Source organism: Streptomyces sp. UF-297 (assembly GCF_058245575.1).
In genome coordinates this window covers 22,541-42,012 of record NZ_JBSIBZ010000085.1, presented here as the reverse complement: position 1 = coordinate 42,012, position 19,472 = coordinate 22,541, and the positions used below count along the sequence as shown (strand labels likewise).

Sequence of the window (19,472 nt, the reverse complement as noted above, 5' to 3'; positions counted from 1 at the left end):
CCCCCCCCCCCCCCCCCCCCCCCCCCCCCCCCCCCCCCCCCCCCCCCGCCCCCGCACCCCGACAGCCCCGCGCAGCGGACCACGCCCGCCGCAGGCGCGACGGACCACCACCGGGGTGAACCCCGGCTCCACGAGCCGGATAGGCTCGCGACGTGGCCCTAAAGAACATCCCGGACCCCGGCTTCTCCGACGACAACGGCTCCGCCGACCCCCAGTTGGCCGAAGCCCTCGCCGCCTGGGCGCAAGACCGCACCCAGGAGCCCCGCCTCCTCACCGCCCTCAAGGACGCCCGCCTCCTGGTTCCCGTCGTGGCCGTCCTCGGCGAGGTCGAGACCGGCCCGGACGGCCTGAAGCGCGAGAAGACCAGCGACATGGCCGTACCCACCCTCCAGGCCCCGGACGGCCGCCGCGCCCTGCCGGCCTTCACCTCCATGGAGACCCTGCACCGCTGGCGCCCCGACGCCCGCCCGGTCGCGGTGCCCCTGCACCAGGCCCTGCAGGCCCTGGCCCACGAGAAGGCCGACACCCTGGTCATCGACCTGGCGGGCCCGGTCACCTACCCGCTCACCGGCCCCGCCCTGCGCGCCGTGGCCGAGGGCCGTACGAGTGCCGACCCGCTCGCCGACCCGGCCGTCACCGAAGCGCTGCGCGCGGTCCTGGCCCAGGAGCAGGCCGTGCTCGCCGCCCACCTCGTGCCCTCCGCCGAGACCGACGGCACGCTCGCCCTGGGCCTGGCCCCGGACGCGAGCGCCGGCGAGGTCGCCCAGCGCCTGGCCACCGCCCTGGCCGCCGACGACGTGCTGCGCGCCCGCCTCGTACGCGGCCTGGACCTGGCCCTTCTCCCGCCGCGCACCGAGGCCCCCGGCGAAGCGCTCTTCACCCGCTGACCCTCACCACGCGCCCCTCCTCGCTCCTGCCTGCTCCTCTCCGCTCCTCCTCGCCGACAGCCGCCCCCGCGCCCCCAACAGGCGCGACGCCCTCCACGGGCAGACAATGCGAGAACAGAGCAAGATCCATTGCGAGGAGGGACCCATGGAGACCACGGAGACCCGCACCGTCGTATCCGAATTCCTGGGCACACTGCTCCTGGTGTTCTTCGCGGTCGGCTCAGCGGTGCTGGCCGGCGAGTACATCGGCACCTTCGGCATCGCGCTGGCCTTCGGCTTCACCCTGCTGGCGCTGGCCTACGCGCTGGGCCCGATCTCGGGCTGCCACATCAATCCCGCGGTGACGCTGGGCATGCTGGTGGCCCGCCGCATCACGGTCCGTACGGCGGTGGAGTACTGGATCGCCCAGCTGCTGGGCGGCATCGTCGGCGCGGCGCTGCTCTACCTGGTGGCCAAGCAGATCCCGGGCCTGAAGACGGACGGCGCCTTCGGCACCAACGGGTGGGCCGACCGCTCGGCCGTGCACATCAATCTCGGCGGCGCGTTCCTCGCCGAGATCGTGCTGACCTTCCTGCTGGTCTACGTCGTCCTGGCGGTGACCCACAAGGTCGCGGTGCTCGGCTTCGACGGACTGGCCATCGGCCTGGCGCTGGCGGCGATCCACCTGGTGGGCATCCCGCTGACCGGTACCTCGGTCAACCCGGCGCGCAGCCTGGGCCCCGCCCTGTTCGCGGGCGGCCAGGCCCTGTCGCAGGTGTGGCTGTTCCTGATCGCGCCGCTGGTCGGCGCGGTGATCGCGGCGCTGGTCCACCAGCTCACCCACCCGCCGCTGACCGCTTTGAACGCGGCGGCCGCGGCGGTGGACGAACTGGGGAGCCAGGTCGAGTCGGAGCGCGAGGGCTGACCTGGGCGCCCCGCCCTCCTCAAGGAGCGGACCGTCAGCCGTAGACCGGCCCGGTGAACTTCTCGCCGGGCCCCTGACCCGGCTCGTCCGGCACCACGGAGGCCTCGCGGAAGGCCAGCTGGAGGGACTTGAGCCCGTCCCGCAGCGGCGCCGCGTGGTAGGAGCCGATCTCGGTGGCGCTGGCCGTCACCAGCCCGGCCAGTGCCTGGATCAGCTTGCGCGCCTCGTCCAGGTCCTTGTGCGCCTCGCCCTCCTCGGCCAGGCCGAGGTTGACCGCCGCCGAGCTCATCAGGTGCACCGCGACGGTGGTGATCACCTCGACGGCCGGTACGTCCGCGATGTCCCGCGTCATGGCGTCGAAGTCGGGCCCCTGGGGGTCCTGCGGCTGCTGAGGGGTGGCGTCGCTCATCGCTCTCACATCTGTCTGGTGGTGCCTACGGTGCGCTCAGCCTAGGCCCCGCCCGTCCGGCGCCGCGGTGCAGGGGCCGCTCCCGACCGGAGGGCCCGGCCCGTGCGCGTACGCCCGTACCCCTGCGTTTCCGCGAGGGAAACCCTTCGGGTGAACCTGGTGTAACCTAGAGAGCGACCGGCCGGACACGCTTGTGCCCGGCCCACAAGTGGAGGCTCCGATCTCCCACCCGGACCGGCCCCAGGGCCGGCGGGTCAACGGTCAGGTTGCGCCCCGCGGTGACCCGCGGCGGTGCTCCGGATCTTTTGAGGAGCCCCGCCTGTGTCCCGGTCGGGGCATTTTTCATGTACCGGCGCGGTTGGTCACACCGAACAGACGTTACGCGGCAGTCCGCCAGGCCGTCGCGTGGTGCTACCGAGGAGGATCCATCAGCGCCGAGCCCCGCATCAACGACCGGATTCGCGTCCCCGAGGTGCGACTCGTCGGTCCCAGTGGCGAGCAGGTCGGCATTGTGCCGCTTGCCAAGGCCCTGGAGCTTGCGCAGGAGTACGACCTCGACCTCGTCGAGGTGGCGGCGAACGCCCGTCCGCCGGTCTGCAAGCTCATGGACTACGGAAAGTTCAAGTACGAGTCGGCCATGAAGGCCCGTGAAGCGCGCAAGAACCAGGCGCACACGGTCATCAAGGAGATGAAGCTCCGGCCGAAGATCGACCCGCACGACTATGACACCAAGAAGGGTCACGTCGTCCGGTTCCTCAAGCAGGGTGACAAGGTCAAGATCACGATCATGTTCCGTGGTCGCGAGCAGTCCCGCCCCGAGCTGGGCTACCGACTGCTGCAGCGCCTCGCGGAGGACGTCCAGGACCTCGGTTTCGTCGAGTCGAACCCGAAGCAGGACGGCCGCAACATGATCATGGTCCTCGGTCCGCACAAGAAGAAGACCGAGGCGATGGCCGAGGCCCGCGAGGCGCAGGCCGCCCGCAAGGCGGAGCGCCAGGGTGCTGCACCTGCCGAGCAGGAGCAGCCCGCCGAGGAGCCCGCCGAGGCGTGATCCAGGGCGCAAGCCCCGGGGATCGCCGGGGCAGCCGCCCCGGACAACAACCGATACATCAAGGCGCTCCCGCATGCCGGTTCACGCAGCGGTGGGAGCGTCACCGACGAGGAGAGAACGGCGCATGCCGAAGAACAAGACGCACAGCGGTGCCAGCAAGCGCTTCAAGGTCACTGGCTCCGGCAAGGTCCTGCGCGAGCGCGCCGGCAAGCGCCACCTGCTCGAGCACAAGTCGTCCCGCGTGACGCGTCGCCTCACCGGCAACGCCGAGATGGCCCCGGGCGACGCCAAGAAGATCAAGAAGCTTCTCGGCAAGTGAGCCCCGGCGCCCCACCGACCGTGTGGGGCGCGGGACTTGGACCGGGACCCAATCGATTCGGGCCGCGTGAAGACAACCGCGGCCCAGCTACAAGGAGTTAACAAGTGGCACGCGTCAAGCGGGCAGTCAACGCCCACAAGAAGCGCCGGGCGATCCTCGAGCAGGCCAGCGGCTACCGCGGCCAGCGCTCCCGCCTGTACCGCAAGGCGAAGGAGCAGGTCACCCACTCCCTCGTCTACAACTACAACGACCGCAAGAAGCGCAAGGGCGACTTCCGTCAGCTGTGGATCCAGCGCATCAACGCCGCTGCCCGCGCCAACGGCATGACCTACAACCGCTTCATCCAGGGTCTGAAGGCCGCCAACATCGAGGTGGACCGCAAGATCCTGGCCGACCTCGCGGTCAACGACTCCAACGCGTTCGCCGCGCTGGTCGAGGTGGCCCAGAAGGCGCTGCCGAGCGACGTCAACGCCCCGAAGGCCGCCTGAACTTCGGCCTGAGGCAGTTGTTGCACGGACCCGCAGGCCCCGGCCTGCGGGTCCGCCGCCGTTTGCACCCCCGCACGACCGCACCAGACACCAAGAAGTGAGCCGCCGCCCATGGGCACCCCCGAGCTGATCTCCCCGCGTTCCTCGCGCGTCGCCGCCGCCCGGCGGCTGGCCCGCCGCAACTTCCGCGGCAAGGAGCGCCGGTTCATCGCCGAGGGCCCGCAGGCCGTACGCGAGGCCATCGAGCACCGCAGCGGCGGTGAGCCGACCCTCATCGAGCTGTTCGCCACCGTCGAGGCCGCCGAGCGGCACGAGGGCATCGTGGCGGCCGCGCACGCGGCGGGGGTGCCGGTGCACTTCGCGGACGAGGCGACCATCGCCGAGCTCTCCCAGACCGTCACGCCCCAGGGCCTGGTCGGTGTCTGCCGCTTCCTGGACTCGCCCTTCGAGCAGATCCTGGCCGCCCGGCCCAAGCTGGTCGCGGTGCTGGCCAACGTACGCGACCCCGGGAACGCCGGTACGGTCCTGCGCTGCGCGGACGCGGCGGGCGCGGACGCCGTGGTGCTCACCGACGCCTCCGTGGACCTGTACAACCCCAAGTCGGTACGGGCCTCGGTCGGTTCGCTCTTCCACCTCCCGGTCGCCGTCGGCGTACCCGTCGAGCAGGTCGTGTCGGGGCTGAAGGGCGCCGGGGTGCGCATCCTGGCCGCCGACGGCGGGGGCGAGCGCGACCTGGACGCCGAGCTGGACGAGGGCAGCATGGGCGGGCCGACCGCCTGGATCTTCGGCAACGAGGCCTGGGGCCTGCCCGAGGAGACCCGTGCGCTGGCCGACGCCGTGGTGAGCGTGCCCATCCACGGCAAGGCCGAGAGCCTCAACCTGGCCACCGCCGCCGCGGTCTGCCTGTACGCCTCCGCCCGCGCCCAGCGCTCGGCCACGGGGTGCCGCTCCGCCGCTTCCCACTAGTAGGGTTGCCTGCCCAGGGGGCCGGGAAGGGGGAGCGGGGATGAGTGTGAGGACTTCCGGCACCAGAGTCGTTTCCGGCATCGGCCCGCCCGGCGCGTCCGGCGACGGGCCGCCCACGTTAAGCGGGCCCCTCCCGGCGGGCGCCGGGCTCGCCCCCGACGACCTGCCCGACGGCCTGGTCGTGGCCGACGAGAGCGGACAGGTCATCTGCTTCAACGCCGCCGCCGCCCGTATCACCGGCATCGATCCGGGCGAGGCGCTCGGCAGCTCCCTGGAGCGGGCGCTGCCGCTGCAGGACCTGGAGGGCCGCCGCTGGTGGCAGCTGACCGACCCCTACGGCGGCCTGGCCATCCGCAGCGGCCAGCCGGAGCGCAATCTGCTGCTGGGCGGGCGCGAGGTGCTGGTCTCGGCCCGCTACGTGCGCACCCGCCCCACCGGCCCCGTACACCGCCTGGTCATCGCGCTGCGCGGCACCGAGGCCCGGCGCCGCACCGAGCTCAGCCACGCCGAGCTGATCGCCACCGTCGCCCATGAACTGCGCTCCCCGCTGACCTCCGTCAAGGGCTTCACCGCCACGCTCCTGCAGAAGTGGGAGCGCTTCACCGACGACCAGAAGCGGCTGATGCTGGAGACGGTCGACGCCGACGCCAACCGCGTCACCCGCCTCATCGCCGAGCTGCTGGACATCTCCCGTATCGACTCCGGCCGCCTGGAGGTGCGCCGCCAGCGGGTGGACATGATCGCGGCGGTACGGCGGCACGTCCAGGCGCAGACCACCGCGGGCCAGAAGCCCGACCGCTTCCTGATCAGGATGTGTGAGCCGCTGCCCGATCTGTGGGCGGATCCGGACAAGGTCGATCAGGTGCTGGGCAATCTGCTGGAAAATGCGGTGCGCCACGGAGAGGGAACGGTCACCATCGAGGTAGGACCAGCAGCGACGACCACCTGCGCGGAAGGGACGAGCGTCACCGTGAGCGACGAGGGCCCCGGCATTCCCGAGGAGTCGATGAGCCGTGTCTTCACCCGCTTCTGGCGGGGCAGCAAACGCGGCGGCACGGGCCTGGGCCTGTACATCGTCAAGGGCATCGTCGAGGCGCACGGCGGCAGCATCACGGTCGGCCGGGCGCCGGCCGGCGGCGCGCAGTTCCGGTTTAGCCTGCCCGTCGGGGCCCCGGCCTTCATGGCCTGAACGGCACCGACGGGCTCCCTGTGGCCTGGGGCGCCGGTGAGACGTGGCCGCGGTGCCCCGTAGACTGCACTTTTGGCACCTTTGGCATTCAAGCGTCGGGGGCAAGCCGCGCGCCAAGACCATCGGAAGCACGGGAAGAGATGTCCGCACCCAATAAGTCGTACGACCCTGTCGAGGTCGAGGCCCTGAAACCGGAAGAGGTCGCGCGGATGCGCGACGAGGCGCTGGCCGCCATCGCCGCCGCGGGGGACTTCGAGGCCCTCCACGAGGCGAAGGTCGCGCACACCGGAGGCGCCTCGCCGCTCGCCCTGGCCAACCGCGAGATCGGCGCGCTGCCGCCGCAGGCCAAGGCCGAGGCCGGCAAGCGCGTGGGCCAGGCCCGCGGCCAGGTGAGCCAGGCCCTCAAGGCCCGCCAGGAAGAGCTGGAGGCCGAGCGCGACGCCCGGGTGCTGGTCGAGGAGGCCGTGGATGTCACGCTGCCCCACGACCGCGTCCAGGGCGGCGCCCGCCACCCGCTGACCACCCTGTCCGAGCGCATCGAGGACATCTTCGTGGCCATGGGCTACGAGGTCGCCGAGGGCCCCGAGGTCGAGTCGGAGTGGCTGAACTTCGACGCGCTGAACATCGCGCCCGACCACCCGGCCCGCACGATGCAGGACACGTTCTTCGTCGAAGACCCCGAGAACGCGGCGGCGGGCGAGGACCAGTCGGGCGTCGTGCTGCGCACGCACACCTCGCCCGTACAGATCCGCTCCATGCTGGACCGCGAGCCGCCGCTGTACGTGATCTGCCCGGGCCGCGTCTACCGCACCGACGAGCTGGACGCCACCCACACCCCGGTGTTCACCCAGGTCGAGCTGCTGGCCATCGACGAGGGCCTGACCATGGCCGACCTCAAGGGCACCCTGGACCACATGGTCAAGGCGCTGTTCGGCGGCGAGGGCATGCAGACCCGGCTGCGTCCGAACTACTTCCCCTTCACCGAGCCGTCCGCCGAGATGGACATGGTCTGCTACGTCTGCCGTGGCACCTCCGTCGGCGACGCGGACAACCCCTGCCGCACCTGCTCCAGCGAGGGCTGGATCGAGCTGGGCGGCTGCGGCATGGTCAACCCGCGGGTGCTGACCGCCTGCGGCGTGGACCCGGAGAAGTACAGCGGCTTCGCCTTCGGGTTCGGCATCGAGCGGATGCTGATGTTCCGCCACAACGTCGAGGACATGCGAGACATGGTCGAGGGTGACGTGCGCTTCACCCGGCCTTTCGGGATGGAGATCTGATGCGGGTCCCGCTTTCTTGGCTGCGGGAGTACGTCGACCTGCCGGCCACCGAGACCGGCCGCGACGTGCAGAACAAGCTCGTCGCCGCCGGCCTTGAGGTCGAGACGGTCGAACAGCTCGGCGCGGGCCTCAAGGGCCCCCTCGTGGTGGGCAAGGTCCTCACCATCGAGGAGCTGGAGGGCTTCAAGAAGCCCATCCGTTTCTGCACGGTGGACGTCGGCCAGGCCAACGGCACCGGCGAGTCCCAGGAGATCGTCTGCGGCGCGCGCAACTTCGCCGTCGGCGACAAGGTCGTGGTCGTCCTCCCCGGCGCCGTCCTGCCCGGCGACTTCAAGATCGCCGCGCGCAAGACCTACGGCAAGACCTCGCACGGCATGATCTGCTCCGGTGACGAGCTGGGCATGGGCGACGACGGCAGCGGCGGCATCATCGTCCTGCCGCCGGAGTACGAGCCCGGCACCGACGCCATCGAGCTGCTGGAGCTGGTCGACGAGGTCCTGGACATCGCCGTCACGCCCGACCGCGGCTACTGCCTGTCGATGCGCGGCGTCGCCCGCGAGACCGCCACCGCCTACGGCCTGCCGCTGCGCGACCCCGCGCTGCTGGACGTGCCGGCGCCCAACTCCTACGGCTTCCCCGTGGAGATCGCCGAGCCGATGGGCTGCGACCGCTTCACGGCCCGTACGGTCGTGGGCCTCGACCCCGAGGCGCGCTCCCCGATCTGGCTGCAGCGCCGTCTGCAGAAGGCCGGGATGCGGCCGATCTCGCTCGCCGTGGACATCACCAACTACGTGATGCTCGAACTCGGCCAGCCGCTGCACGCCTATGACCGCTCCCGTATCGACGGGGCGATCGGTGTGCGCCGCGCGCAGCCCGGCGAGAAGCTGACGACCCTGGACGGCACCGAGCGCGTCCTGGACGCCGAGGACCTGGTCATCACCGACAGCCGCGGCCCGATCGGGCTGGCGGGCGTCATGGGCGGGGCCGACACCGAGATCGCCGATGCGGTGACCGACCCGGAGACGGGCGAGGTCCACGGCACCCGCGAGATCGTGGTCGAGGCCGCGCACTTCGACGAGGTCTCCATCGCCCGCACCGCGCGGCGCCACAAGCTCACCTCCGAGGCGTCCAAGCGCTTCGAGCGCGGCGTGGACCCGCAGGCGACCTCCGCCGCCGCCCAGCGCACCGTGGACCTTCTGGTGCTGCTCGCGGGCGGCACCGCGGAGGCCGGGGTCACCGAGGTCGTGGCGCCCAGGGGCCCGCGCACCATCACCATCAGCGCGGACCACCCCGACCGGGTCGCCGGTGTCGACTACGGCCGCGAGACCGTCGTACGCCGCCTCCAGCAGGTCGGCTGCGACGTCTACGGCCAGGACGAGCTGGTCGTCACCGTGCCGTCCTGGCGGCCCGACCTGACCGACCCCAACGACCTGGCCGAAGAGGTCATCCGGCTGGAGGGGTACGAGAACCTCCCCGCCACGCTGCCGCAGCCGCCGGCCGGGCGCGGCCTGACCGAGCGTCAGCGTCTGCACCGCCGGGTCGGCCGCGCGCTGGCCGGGGCCGGTTACGTCGAGGCGCTGAACTACCCCTTCATCGGGGAAGCGGTCCTGGACCAGCTGGGCCTGGAGGCGGACGACCCGCGCCGCCGCACGGTCAAGCTCGTCAACCCGCTCTCGGACGAGGAGCCCGCGCTCCGTACGACCCTGGTGCCGGGGCTGCTGAACGCGCTGCGCCGCAACGACGGCCGCGGCTCGCACGACCTGGCGCTCTTCGAGACCGGCCTGGTCTTCCGGCCGACCGGTGACGAGAAGCCGGCCGCCCGGCTGCCCGTGGACCGCCGGCCCACCGACGAGGAGATCGCCGCCCTCAACGCCGCGCTGCCGCAGCAGCCGCGCCGGGCCGCCGTCGTGCTGTCCGGTGCGCGCGAGCAGGCCGGCTGGTGGGGCAAGGGCCGCCCGGCGACCTGGGCCGACGCCGTCGAGGCGGGCCGCGTCGTGGCCCGTGAGGCGGGCGTGGAGCTGATCGTCCGCCAGGACCAGCACGCCCCCTGGCACCCGGGCCGCTGCGCCGCGCTGCTCGCCGTGATCGACGGCGAGGAGGTGCTGGTCGGCAACGCCGGTGAGCTGCACCCGCGCGTCATCAAGGCGCTCGGCCTGCCGGAGCGCACCTGCGCGATGGAGATCGACCTGGACCGCCTGGAGCGCGCCTCCACCGGTGCGGTGCGCGCGCCCGGCATCTCCACCTTCCCGGTGGCCACCCAGGACGTGGCGCTGATCGTGGACGCCTCGGTCCCGGCCGCCGAGGTCGCCGCGGCGCTGCGCGAGGGCGCGGGTGAACTCCTGGAGTCCCTGCGGCTGTTCGACGTCTTCACCGGCGAGCAGATCGGTGCGGACAAGAAGTCGCTGGCCTACGCGCTGCGGTTCCGGGCCCCGGACCGCACGCTGACCGCCGACGAGGCCTCCGCCGCGCGCGACGCGGCGGTCGCCGTCGCCGCCGAGCGCACGGGAGCCGCCCTGCGCGGAGCGTGATCCGCCGCCCCGGGGGCCGCCACGGCGGTGAGGGGTGAAGCGTAAGAGGGAGCCCGGCAGCCAACGGTTGCCGGGCTCCTGCTCTACTCACTCGTTCGGGTGAGATCGGAGCGCATAGTGGTCGTGTGGCCACGGTGGGTCGCAAGAATCGACGCGGTCGATGCGGCCCGCGTTGCCGCGGGGAAGGGCCGGGCCGACCGCCTCACTGGCTGCTAGGGGGACCGTCGGCATGATCCGAACCTGGGCCTGGGGCGGAGCGCGCGCCGGTGCCTCACGCGCCCGGCGGGTCTTCGTCCTGGTTCTGCCCGGCCTGTGGGTGCTCGGTGTGGTCACCTGGGAGCTGTTCCGCCCCACCAGCGGCCAGTTCCTCCAGCTCCTCGCCGCCGCCCCGGCCATCGCGTGCGCAGGCACCGGCCGCCGCCAGTGCGTGGTGCTGGGCGGCCTGTGCGCCCTGCTCGCGCTGGTGCCCATCGCCACTGCCCCCGGCCCCGGCCCCGATCCCGCCGCCCGCCTGGGCACCTGCTGCGCGATCCTGGTCATCGTCGGCGCCAGCTATCTGACGGCGGGCCGTCGGCTGCGGCTGATCCGCGAGCTGGAGCGCACCAGGGAAGTCGCCGCCGCCGCGCAGCGGGTCGTGCTGCGCCCGCTTCCGCCGCGCGTCGATGGCATCGTTGTCGCGGCCGACCACCTCTCCGCCAGCGAGGGCGCCACCGTGGGCGGTGACCTGTACGAAGTCGTCGCCACCCGGCACGGCGTACGCCTGGTCATCGGGGATGTGCGCGGACACGGCCTGGACGCGATCGGCACGGTCGCCGCGGTGCTCGGCAGCTTCCGCGAGGCGGCCCACGACGAGCCCGAACTGGGCGGCGTACTGCGCCGCCTGGAGCGCGCGCTGCACCGGCACCTGAGCGAGGGAGTGCGCGGCGAGCAGGCCGAGGCGGAGGGCCGGCTGTCCGAGGAGTTCGTGACCGTGCTGCTGATGGAGGTCGCCTCCGACGGCTCCCGGAGGATCACCGCTCTCAACTGCGGCCACCCCTGGCCGTACCGCATCGGCGGCCGCGCGGTGACCGCGCTCGCGGCCGAGGAGCCGATGCCGCCGCTGGGCCTGTTCCCGCTGCCCGACGAGCTGCCGCTGGTGCGCTGCGCGCGGCTGCGGGCGGGGGAGGTGCTCTTCTTGCACACCGACGGGGCGGCCGACGCGCGCGATACGGCAGGGGAGTTCTTCCCGCTGGCGGATGTGCTGCGCGCCTGCCTGCGCTCCGCGCCGCCGCCGGTGCGCCCGGCCGCGCTGGTGGAGGGCGTGCGCGCGGCGCTGCTGCGGCACACCGGAGGGCGCCTGACCGACGACGTCGCCGTCCTCGCGCTCAGCAACGACCTGCTGCGGGTCCCCGCACAGGCGGCGACCGGGCGGCTGGCCGGACAGGGGCGCGTACAGGCGGGCCGGGCGGAGTGAGGGGCGGCGCGCGGGCTTCACACCCCGTGTGAAGTCCGCTTGACTACGCTGATCTGCAAGAGGCGGTACGCCGCGGGAAGGCCCAAGTCCCTTGCGGCGGGCCGCCATCGGGACATCGAGTCCGTGGGCCGGCGCCCGGTCGGGGCACTCGCGCTCACCGGGAGGGCGGCATGGAGCCCAACACCCTGCTCGACGCGATCCTGGACGAGGCGGGAATCTCGCACGCCGGGCTGGCCGCGCACATCAACCAGCTCGGCCGGCGCCGCGGCCTGGTCCTGAGATACGAACATACGGCGGTGGCCCGCTGGCTGAAGGGCCAGCGGCCACGCGGCCAGGTGCCGGACCTGATCTGCGAGATCCTCGGCGAGCGGCTGCACCGCGCGGTCGGCCTGGACGACATCGGGCTCAGCCGCCCCGGTGTGCGCCGTGCCCCGGACACCCCGCTGTCGGGCTTCGTCGAGCGCGCCACCGCGCTGTGGCGCTCCGACGAGCAGCAGCGCCCGCACATCCTGTCGGCCCCGGCGCTCACCGGCACCTCGGCGGTCATCCCCGTGTGGGAGTGGGAGAACCCTCCCGAGGACTCCGATGTCTCCCGGCACGGCCTGACGCGCGTGAGCATGGCCGACATAGAGATGCTGCGCGCGGCCCGCAGCCACTACGAGCAGATGTACCGGAAGGCGGGTGGTATCGCTACACGAGCACGCATCGTCGGGTTCCTGAACACCGAGGCGGCGCCGCTGCTGCGGGGCAGCTACACCGACGCGACCGGCCGTCAACTCCACCGCGCTACCGGCGGGTTGGTGGCCATCGCGGGGATCTGCGCATACGACTCGGACGCCCTGGGGCTGGCCCAGCGCTATTTCCACCAGGCGCTGCGGCTGGCAAAGGCCAGCGGGGACAGAGGCCTTGGCGCCTATGTCATCGCCCTGCTGGTCAACCAGTCGCTCTTCACACGCGAATACCGCCAGGCGGTCGCCTTCGCGGAGGCTGCTGTGCGGGCCGCGGGGCCGCACATCACCGCGGCGCTCGCGGCGGATCTGTACGCGATGCAGGCCAAGGCGTACGCGCGCCTCGGTGACGGCGCGAGCGCGCTGTCGTGCATCGGGCGTGCGGAGGCGGCTGCGGAGAAGATACGGCCCGGCCTGGAGCCCGACGAGACCGGGTACGTCCAGCCGGGCCTGGTGAACGTACAAGTGGCGGAGGCCCTGCTCAGCCTGGGTGATCTACGGGCCGCACGGGAGCAGGCCACCGCCGCTGTGGGCACCCCCGCGCATGACCGTGGCCGGGTTCACCGGCTGGCCATGCTCACTCATATCGAGCTGCGGCAAGGGGACGCGGACCAAGCCGTGGCCAGTGCCGCTCAGATGACGGAGCAGGCGCGGGGAATGGAGTCGCAACGGCTACGGGACCGGCTGAGGGCGGTGCGCGAGCACCTGGCCGAAACCGGAAGCAGCGCGACCGACGAGGCTGCCGATCTGATCGACGAGGCGCTGCGCGTTCCGCTGTGAACAGGGCCCGTGTCAACTTGCCATCTCAACGGCGGAAGGTGGCAGTTACATGCGCTGGAAGAATCTCAGGGAGCAGACCGTGTACGAGAACCGATGGTTCCGGGTCAATCTCGCTGACGTCGAACTCCCCGACGGCCGTCACCTCGACCACTATCTGATCCGGCTGCGGCCGGTCGCCGTGGCCACGGTGGTCAATGAGGCCAACGAGGTGCTGCTGCTGTGGCGGCACCGCTTCATCACCGACAACTGGGGATGGGAGCTGGCCGCCGGAGTCGTGGAGGACGGCGAGGACATCGCCGTCGCCGCGGCCCGCGAGATGGAGGAGGAGACCGGGTGGCGTCCCGGTCCCCTCAAGCACCTCCTGTCGGTGGAACCCTCCAATGGCCTCACCGACGCCCGGCACCACATCTACTGGTCGGACCAGGGCGTCTACGTCGGCGATCCCGAGGACGACTTCGAGTCCGACCGACGCGAGTGGGTACCGCTCAAGCTCGTCCCGGACATGATCGCCAGGGGCGAGGTGCCGGCCGCGAACATGGCGGCCGCGCTGATGCTCCTGCACCACATCCGGCTGGGCTGACCGGACGGGCGGGCCGGCGCGTACGCCTAGTGCCCCATCGCCTGCCAGATGGCGATCAACAACGCCGCCAGCCCCGTGAGAGCGGCGATCGAAGGCAGCGGCCAACGGCCGTGCTCCAGCCGCGTGACGCGGGCGTGCAGGTCGCCCGCGTCACGTTCGTTCTGTTCGGAGCGCTGGACCAGCAGCGCCAGGTGCCCGTCGACACGGGCGGTGCGTACATCGAGGCAGCGCTTGAGTTCCGCCACGTTCTCGGCGGCGTTGTCGGCTGCGAGGCCGGGGTCAGGGTGGGCGGTCACGGTCCGCTCCTCTTCCGTATTCCGTCGCGCGGAATCGTCTGTGGTCTGCGTACGAGCCATGCGTACGTCTCGTGCGTACGCCGACCAGTCAACTGCCTTGCGCGGTACGGCGGGAGCGTGTGCGAAGGGAATATGCGGGTCCGCCCCGCACACCCCGTGTGAAGCGCGGAACGAGCCATTCGGCAGGGGTGTGCGCGCTTCGCACGGGGTGTGAAATCCGTGCACCAAGTCGCCGTCTTCACACGGTCCCGACCTTCACGGCGCGGGAGTTGACTCGGCACTGCCACGGGGGCGACGCCGGCGGATCGGGCGCCCGCCGGCCGGATGTTCGCCCGTCGTCTTTCCCCCGAGCGACGGGCGAACGGCCCCCAGGGCCCGGGACGGCCGGTTCCGCGAGGGGGCCGGGAACTGCCCAGGTCAGCCGTACGGGTAGAACCCCGAGCCCGACTTGCGGCCCAGCCGTCCCGCGTCGACCATCCGCTGGAGGAGCGGGGGTGCGGCGTAGAGGGGCTCCTTGTACTCGTCGTACATCGAGTCGGCGACCGAGGCGACGGTGTCCAGGCCGATCAGGTCCGCGAGCTTGAGCGGGCCCATCGGGTGGGCGCAGCCCATCTCCATGCCGTTGTCGATGTCCTCGCGGGAGGCGATGCCGGACTCGAACATCCGGATCGCGGACAGGAGGTAGGGGATCAGCAGGGCGTTGACGACGAAGCCGGAGCGGTCCTGAGCGCGGATGGCGTGCTTGCCCAGCACGTCGTGCACCAGGGCCTCGGCGCGCTTGATGGTCTCGTCGCCGGTGGTCAGCGCGGGGATGATCTCCACCAACTGCTGTACGGGTGCCGGGTTGAAGAAGTGGATGCCGATGACCCGGTCCGGGCGGGAGGTCGCGACGGCGAGCTTGACCAGCGGGATGGAGGAGGTGTTGGAGGCCAAGATGGCGTCCTGGCGGGTCACGACCTGGTCCAGCACCTGGAAGATCTCGGTCTTGACCTGCTCGTTCTCGACCACGGCCTCGATGACGAGGTCGCGGTCGGCGAACTCCCCGAGGTCGGTGGTGAAGCTGAGCCGGCCCAGCGTCGCGTCCCGCTCCTCCTCGGTGATCTTGCCGCGCTCGGCGGCCTTGCCCAGGGAGTTGGTCAGGCGGGTACGGCCCAGCTCCAGGGCCTCGCCGGTGGTCTCCGCGACCTTGACGTCCAGGCCGGAACGGGCGCACACCTCGGCGATGCCCGCACCCATCTGACCGCAGCCCACCACTCCGACGCGTGCAATATCGGCAAAGCCGGAAATCGGGTCCGTCACCTCGTGCCTTTCGCTGATCCGCTGCTCTTGGGGACCGGCTCGGCGCCGCGTGGCGCCGGCGCCGACCGTCGGGGGGAACTCAGGGCCTGTCCAATGGATCAGGTTCTGGGCGCACACCCGGCACCAGACGTTACTCCGCACGCCCATAGGCAGCGGGGGCCGGGGCGGGCATTCTGGGGTCCTGGAGCGGGACGTATGGGACATGCGGCCCGTACGAGCAGGGGGGCAGGGCATGAGAGAGATCACACGTGTCACCCGAAGAGGCTTCGCGGGGCTGGCGCTGGGCGCGGCCTCGGCGATGCTGGCGGCCGGCGACGCGGTGGCGCAGGAGCGCCGCCAGGGAGCGGCGGGCGGCAAGCGGCGCCGGGAGCTGCGCGGGATGTGGCTGGCCACGGTCGCCAACCGGGACTGGCCCTCGGCGCCCGGCCTGCCGCCGCAGCGCCAACAGGCCGAGCTGCTGGCCTATTTGGACCGGGCGGTGGCGCGCCGCCTCAATGTGGTCTTCCTCCAGGTGCGGCCCACCGCGGACGCGCTGTGGCCCTCGCCGTACGAGCCCTGGTCGCAGTACCTGTCCGGGACGCAGGGCAAGCACCCCGGCTGGGACCCGCTGGGCTTCGCGGTGCGCGCCGCCCACCGGCGCGGCCTCGAACTGCACGCCTGGTTCAACCCGTACCGCATCGCCAACCACACCGACCCGTCCCGGCTGGTGCCCACCCACCCCGCCCGGCTGCACCCGCAGTGGGTGGTCCCCTACGGCGGGCGGCTCTATTACAACCCGGGGCTGCCCGAGGCCCGCCGCTTCGTGCAGGACGCGATCCTGGACGCGGTGGAGCGCTACGACGTGGACGGCGTGCACTTCGACGACTACTTCTATCCGTATCCGGTGGCCGGGCAGGTCTTCGACGACGACGCGGCCTACCGGGAGCACGGCGGGGGCTTCCCGGACCGGGCGGCCTGGCGGCGGGACAACATCGACCGGCTGGTGCGGGAGACGGCGGACCGGGTGACGCAGGCCAGGCCCCGGGCGCGCTTCGGGATCAGCCCGTTCGCGGTCTGGCGCAACCGGGCCACCGACCCGGAGGGCTCGGACACCCGGGCGGGCGTGCAGACCTACGACGACCTGTACGCCGACACCCGCAGGTGGGCGCGCGAGGAGTGGATCGACTACATCCTCCCGCAGGTGTACTGGAACATCGGGTTCGAGGTGGCCGACTACGCCAAGCTCGTGCCGTGGTGGGCGAGGACGGTGGCCGGGACGAGGGTGCGTCTCTACATAGGTGAGGCGCTCTACAAGGCGGGCGATCCGGCGCAGCCGCCCGCCTGGCAGGACCCGGCCGAGCTGTCCAGGCACCTCACCCTGGCCCGCGGGTACTCGGCGGTGCGCGGCCATGTGTTCTTCTCGGCCAAAGAGGTGTCCACGGACCGCAACGGGGCGATGGCGAAGGTGGTGGCCGACCACTATCCGTGGCCGGTGCGCCCGCCGCGCTGAGGCACTGAGGACGGGCGGTACCGCGCCGCGGTACCGCCCGTGGGTGTGCCGGTCCTCGGCGTCACTCCTCGTCGGCGGCGAAGTGGCGTACGACCGTGTCGGGACCCGGGGACATCAGGGTTTCGTGGCCGTCCTCGAAGCGGACGCGGTAGGGCGGCGAGCCGTTGTCCCCCAGGACCTCGATGATCTCGGCGGTCCGGTCGTGCTGCCCCACGATCCTGCCGTGCACCAGCAGCCGGTCTCCCACACTCGCTTGCATCGGCGATGGCCTCCTATCAGGTCCGACCAACAGGTCCAACTGCGTTGACAAGGGAGGGATGTTCCGTGGCCGCCAGTGTACGGCCGACCGGCGGCATTGACCCCCGCGTGCGTAGGTCAGCTGCGGGTGCGCTGGGTGAGGGCGATGCAGACCAGGACGGCCACCGCGGCGACGGGAGCCTCGGGCGGCAGGTGTTCGCCGAGCAGCGCCACCGACCACACCAGGGTCAGCAGGGGCTGGGCGAGCTGGAGTTGGCTGGCCTTGGCGACGCCGATCAGGGCCATGCCGCGGTACCAGACCATCATGCCGAGGAGGTTGGATCCGGCCGCCAGCCAGATCAGTCCGGTCACCGCGTGCGCGCTCAGGTGGAGGGGCTCGTGGGACAGGGCGATCGCCGCGCCCGCGAGGGAGAGGGGAAGCGCCAGGATCAGGGCCCAGCCGATCACCTGCCAGCCGGGCATGTGGCGGGCCAGGCGCCCGCCCTCGGTGTAGCCGGCCGCGCACACCAGGAGGGCACCGAAGAGGTAGAGGTCGCCGGTGCTCGGGGCGCCGCCGCTCTGCTGCACCGCGAAGCCGATGACCACGGCGGCGCCCGCGCAGGCCACGATCCAGAAGGTGCGCGAGGGGCGGGAGCCGGTGCGCAGTGCGGAGAAGGCCGCGGTGGTCAGCGGCAGCAGTCCGACGACCACCGCCGCGTGGGAGGTGGTGGAGGTGCCCAGCGCGAGCGTGGTCAGCAGCGGGAAGCCGAGGACGACGCCCAGGGCGACGACGGCCAGGCCCGCCCAGTGGCGGCGCTCGGGCAGGCGTACGCGGCACAGTGCCAGACAGGTGCCGGCGAGCGCGGCGGCCAGCACGCTGCGCAGGGTCACCACCGTCCACGGCCCCATGCCTTCCAGCGCCCAGGCGGTGGCGGGGAAGGTCAGGGAGAAGGCGGCGACGCCCAGTGCGGCCAGGAGGGTGCCGCGGCCCGTCGCAGCGGGGGCGGGCGCCGCGGTGGTGGCGGTGGCGGCGTCGGCGGGGGAGCCGCTCACCGCTATCGTCATCGAGGGAGTAGCGCTATCTTGTGCTGTCATGCAAGAGCGTAGCAGCGTCGCTGAACTGGCCAAAGTCCTGAGAGAAGAGCTGAACCGCTACTCTCCCGGTGAGAAACTGCCATCGAGTCGGGTGCTGGTGGAGCGGCACCGGGTGAGCCCGGTGACGGTCACCAGGGCGCTGGCCGAGCTCGCCGCCGAGGGGCTGGTGACCACCCGGCCGGGCGCCGGGGCCTTCCGCGCGCAGGTGCGCGCACCGGCCGCGCGGCCGCTGGACACCTCCTGGCAGGAGATCGCGCTGAGCGCGGAGCCGGCCGGCGACCAGGTGCCGCGCAGCGTCGACGCGAGCGGCGTCCTGGCCACCATCGCCGCACCCGCGCCCGGCGTCATCGAGCTCAACGGCGGCTATCTGCACCCCGGCCTGCAGCCCGAGCGGGCCCTGGCCGCCGCCCTGGCCAGGGCGGGACGGCGGCCCGGCGCCTGGGAGCGGCCCCCGATCGAGGGCGTCGCCGAGCTGCGGGCGTGGTTCGCCCGGGAGATCGGCGGCCCCGCAGGAGTGCTCGCGGCCTCCGACGTCCTGGTGACGGCGGGCGGGCAGAGCGCGCTGACCGCCGCACTGCGCGCCCTGGCCGCACCCGGCGCCCCCGTACTGGTGGAGTCGCCCACCTACCCCGGCATGCTGGCCGCCGCCCGCGCCTCGGGCCTGCGCCCGGTGCCCGTCCCCGTGGACGCGCTGGGGGTACGCCCCGATCTGCTCGCCGACGCCTTCCGGGCCAGCGGCGCCCGGCTGTTCGTGTGCCAGCCGCTCTTCCAGAACCCCACCGGGGCCTCGCTCGCCGCCGAACGCAGCGGCGCGGTGCTGCGGGCGGCCCGCGCCGCCGGGGCGTTCGTCATCGAGGACGACTTCGCGCGCCGCCTGGTCCACGAGGACGCCCCCGCGCTCGCGCCGACCCTGATGGCGCAGGACACCGACGGCACCGTCGTGCACGTCTGCTCGCTGACCAAGGCCACCTCGCCCAGCCTGCGGGTGGGCGCGCTGGCCGCCCGCGGCCCGGTCTTCGACCGGCTGCGGGCCATCCAGGTCGTCGACAGCTTCTTCGTCCCCCGGCCTCTGCAGGAGACCGCCCTCGAACTCGTCGGCTCGCCCGCCTGGAGCCGCCATCTGCGCGCCATGGGCGCCGAGTTGAGGCTGCGCCGGCAGGCCCTGCTCGGCGCGCTGCGCCAGGAGCTGCCCGAGCTGGCCGAACTGGCCGGGCACGGCGTCCCGCCCGGCGGCTTCCACCTGTGGGTGCGGCTGCCCGACGGCACGGACGAGGCGGCGCTGGTCGGCGCGGCGCTGCACGCGGGCGTCGCGGTCGCGGCCGGCCGCCCCGACTTCGCCGCCGAGCCCCCCGCGGGCCATCTGCGGCTGAGCTTCGCCGCGGCGGCCGGTGTCGCCGAACTCACCGAAGGGGTGCGCCGGTTGCGTACCGCCTACCAGGAGGTGACGGGGCGGCGCCGAGCGCGGTGATCAATTGGCTCGACGGCGGGGCGCCGTCT

General features: G+C 72.5%; 19 protein-coding genes. 14 read left to right on the top strand and 5 right to left on the bottom strand.

The genetic code is table 11. The features are described from left to right. Positions 1–152: 152 nt before the first annotated feature. Together AC4IJH_RS34795 and AC4IJH_RS34790 are read left to right on the top strand one after the other, a co-directional pair. Positions 153–887, top strand: coding sequence for an SseB family protein (locus AC4IJH_RS34795; RefSeq protein WP_490855955.1), 735 nt, complete (start codon positions 153–155; stop codon positions 885–887). A 145-nt stretch (positions 888–1,032) separates the two neighbouring features. Further along, positions 1,033–1,791, top strand: a complete 759-nt coding sequence (locus AC4IJH_RS34790) for an MIP family channel protein (protein ID WP_490855954.1) — start codon at positions 1,033–1,035, stop codon at positions 1,789–1,791. Between the two features lie 34 nt (positions 1,792–1,825). Here AC4IJH_RS34790 and AC4IJH_RS34785 read toward each other — a convergent pair whose 3' ends face one another. Continuing rightward, on the bottom strand, positions 1,826–2,200 hold the full coding sequence (locus AC4IJH_RS34785; RefSeq protein ID WP_490855953.1) for a DUF1844 domain-containing protein: 375 nt from the start codon (positions 2,198–2,200) through the stop codon (positions 1,826–1,828). Between the two features lie 358 nt (positions 2,201–2,558). On the opposite strand from AC4IJH_RS34785, the gene infC reads away from it, so the two are divergent. The 10 genes from infC to AC4IJH_RS34735 all read left to right on the top strand — a co-directional run bounded on the left by infC (position 2,559) and on the right by AC4IJH_RS34735 (position 13,559). Then, entirely contained in the window at positions 2,559–3,251 is a 693-nt protein-coding gene (infC, locus tag AC4IJH_RS34780; protein WP_490855952.1) for a translation initiation factor IF-3, read from the top strand. A gap of 124 nt (positions 3,252–3,375) precedes the next feature. After that, complete coding sequence (gene rpmI / locus AC4IJH_RS34775) at positions 3,376–3,570, top strand: 50S ribosomal protein L35 (protein ID WP_055574739.1); 195 nt, start codon at positions 3,376–3,378, stop codon at positions 3,568–3,570. 104 nt (positions 3,571–3,674) lie between these two features. Then, complete coding sequence (gene rplT / locus AC4IJH_RS34770) at positions 3,675–4,058, top strand: 50S ribosomal protein L20 (protein WP_030413047.1); 384 nt, start codon at positions 3,675–3,677, stop codon at positions 4,056–4,058. A gap of 111 nt (positions 4,059–4,169) precedes the next feature. Then, complete coding sequence (locus AC4IJH_RS34765; protein ID WP_490855951.1) at positions 4,170–5,024, top strand: TrmH family RNA methyltransferase; 855 nt, start codon at positions 4,170–4,172, stop codon at positions 5,022–5,024. Positions 5,025–5,064: 40 nt separating this feature from the next. Continuing rightward, complete coding sequence (locus tag AC4IJH_RS34760) at positions 5,065–6,213, top strand: sensor histidine kinase (RefSeq protein ID WP_490855950.1); 1,149 nt, start codon at positions 5,065–5,067, stop codon at positions 6,211–6,213. A gap of 140 nt (positions 6,214–6,353) precedes the next feature. Continuing rightward, the gene (pheS, locus tag AC4IJH_RS34755) at positions 6,354–7,490 is read left to right on the top strand and encodes a phenylalanine--tRNA ligase subunit alpha (protein WP_490855949.1); all 1,137 of its coding nucleotides are present in this window, start codon (positions 6,354–6,356) and stop codon (positions 7,488–7,490) included. Beyond that, positions 7,490–10,018, top strand: a complete 2,529-nt coding sequence (gene pheT, locus AC4IJH_RS34750) for a phenylalanine--tRNA ligase subunit beta (RefSeq protein WP_490855948.1) — start codon at positions 7,490–7,492, stop codon at positions 10,016–10,018. Before pheS ends, pheT begins: the two co-directional genes overlap by 1 nt. A gap of 229 nt (positions 10,019–10,247) precedes the next feature. Continuing rightward, on the top strand, positions 10,248–11,471 hold the full coding sequence (locus tag AC4IJH_RS34745; RefSeq protein WP_490855947.1) for a PP2C family protein-serine/threonine phosphatase: 1,224 nt from the start codon (positions 10,248–10,250) through the stop codon (positions 11,469–11,471). A 170-nt stretch (positions 11,472–11,641) separates the two neighbouring features. Next, complete coding sequence (locus AC4IJH_RS34740) at positions 11,642–12,979, top strand: NsdA family TPR-like regulatory protein (RefSeq protein WP_490855946.1); 1,338 nt, start codon at positions 11,642–11,644, stop codon at positions 12,977–12,979. Positions 12,980–13,028: 49 nt separating this feature from the next. Next, a complete protein-coding gene (locus AC4IJH_RS34735) occupies positions 13,029–13,559 on the top strand; it encodes an NUDIX hydrolase (protein ID WP_490855945.1) in 531 nt (176 codons plus the stop codon). 26 nt (positions 13,560–13,585) lie between these two features. On the opposite strand, the gene AC4IJH_RS34730 is transcribed toward AC4IJH_RS34735, so the two are convergent. Both AC4IJH_RS34730 and AC4IJH_RS34725 read right to left on the bottom strand, forming a co-directional pair. Then, a complete protein-coding gene (locus tag AC4IJH_RS34730; RefSeq protein ID WP_490855944.1) occupies positions 13,586–13,855 on the bottom strand; it encodes a hypothetical protein in 270 nt (89 codons plus the stop codon). Between the two features lie 417 nt (positions 13,856–14,272). Continuing rightward, positions 14,273–15,154 carry a 3-hydroxybutyryl-CoA dehydrogenase gene (locus AC4IJH_RS34725; RefSeq protein WP_490855943.1) on the bottom strand — a complete coding sequence of 294 codons (882 nt, stop codon included), beginning with the start codon at positions 15,152–15,154 and terminating at the stop codon, positions 14,273–14,275. Positions 15,155–15,395: 241 nt separating this feature from the next. On the opposite strand from AC4IJH_RS34725, the gene AC4IJH_RS34720 reads away from it, so the two are divergent. Continuing rightward, positions 15,396–16,643 carry a glycoside hydrolase family 10-like protein gene (locus AC4IJH_RS34720; protein WP_490855958.1) on the top strand — a complete coding sequence of 416 codons (1,248 nt, stop codon included), beginning with the start codon at positions 15,396–15,398 and terminating at the stop codon, positions 16,641–16,643. Between the two features lie 61 nt (positions 16,644–16,704). On the opposite strand, the gene AC4IJH_RS34715 is transcribed toward AC4IJH_RS34720, so the two are convergent. Both AC4IJH_RS34715 and AC4IJH_RS34710 read right to left on the bottom strand, forming a co-directional pair. Then, complete coding sequence (locus tag AC4IJH_RS34715; protein WP_490855942.1) at positions 16,705–16,902, bottom strand: DUF1918 domain-containing protein; 198 nt, start codon at positions 16,900–16,902, stop codon at positions 16,705–16,707. Positions 16,903–17,018: 116 nt separating this feature from the next. After that, positions 17,019–17,975: a DMT family transporter gene (locus AC4IJH_RS34710; RefSeq protein WP_490855941.1), complete on the bottom strand. Its 957-nt coding sequence runs from the start codon at positions 17,973–17,975 to the stop codon at positions 17,019–17,021. Here AC4IJH_RS34710 and AC4IJH_RS34705 point away from each other — a divergent pair. Continuing rightward, on the top strand, positions 17,974–19,443 hold the full coding sequence (locus tag AC4IJH_RS34705; RefSeq protein ID WP_490855940.1) for an aminotransferase-like domain-containing protein: 1,470 nt from the start codon (positions 17,974–17,976) through the stop codon (positions 19,441–19,443). The genes AC4IJH_RS34710 and AC4IJH_RS34705 overlap by 2 nt on opposite strands. Positions 19,444–19,472 lie beyond the last annotated feature (29 nt).

What these genes read in the sequence shown, in the direction of transcription:
- AC4IJH_RS34790 (WP_490855954.1), top strand. Translation starts at nt 1,033, where the DNA reads ATGGAGACCACGGAGACCCGCACCGTCGTATCCGAATTCCTGGGCACA.
- AC4IJH_RS34785 (WP_490855953.1), bottom strand. Translation starts at nt 2,200, where the DNA reads ATGAGCGACGCCACCCCTCAGCAGCCGCAGGACCCCCAGGGGCCCGAC.
- rpmI (WP_055574739.1), top strand. Translation starts at nt 3,376, where the DNA reads ATGCCGAAGAACAAGACGCACAGCGGTGCCAGCAAGCGCTTCAAGGTC.
- AC4IJH_RS34765 (WP_490855951.1), top strand. Translation starts at nt 4,170, where the DNA reads ATGGGCACCCCCGAGCTGATCTCCCCGCGTTCCTCGCGCGTCGCCGCC.
- AC4IJH_RS34760 (WP_490855950.1), top strand. Translation starts at nt 5,065, where the DNA reads ATGAGTGTGAGGACTTCCGGCACCAGAGTCGTTTCCGGCATCGGCCCG.
- pheS (WP_490855949.1), top strand. Translation starts at nt 6,354, where the DNA reads ATGTCCGCACCCAATAAGTCGTACGACCCTGTCGAGGTCGAGGCCCTG.
- pheT (WP_490855948.1), top strand. Translation starts at nt 7,490, where the DNA reads ATGCGGGTCCCGCTTTCTTGGCTGCGGGAGTACGTCGACCTGCCGGCC.
- AC4IJH_RS34745 (WP_490855947.1), top strand. Translation starts at nt 10,248, where the DNA reads ATGATCCGAACCTGGGCCTGGGGCGGAGCGCGCGCCGGTGCCTCACGC.
- AC4IJH_RS34740 (WP_490855946.1), top strand. Translation starts at nt 11,642, where the DNA reads ATGGAGCCCAACACCCTGCTCGACGCGATCCTGGACGAGGCGGGAATC.
- AC4IJH_RS34735 (WP_490855945.1), top strand. Translation starts at nt 13,029, where the DNA reads ATGCGCTGGAAGAATCTCAGGGAGCAGACCGTGTACGAGAACCGATGG.
- AC4IJH_RS34715 (WP_490855942.1), bottom strand. Translation starts at nt 16,902, where the DNA reads ATGCAAGCGAGTGTGGGAGACCGGCTGCTGGTGCACGGCAGGATCGTG.
- AC4IJH_RS34705 (WP_490855940.1), top strand. Translation starts at nt 17,974, where the DNA reads ATGCAAGAGCGTAGCAGCGTCGCTGAACTGGCCAAAGTCCTGAGAGAA.
- AC4IJH_RS34710 (WP_490855941.1), bottom strand. Translation starts at nt 17,975, where the DNA reads ATGACAGCACAAGATAGCGCTACTCCCTCGATGACGATAGCGGTGAGC.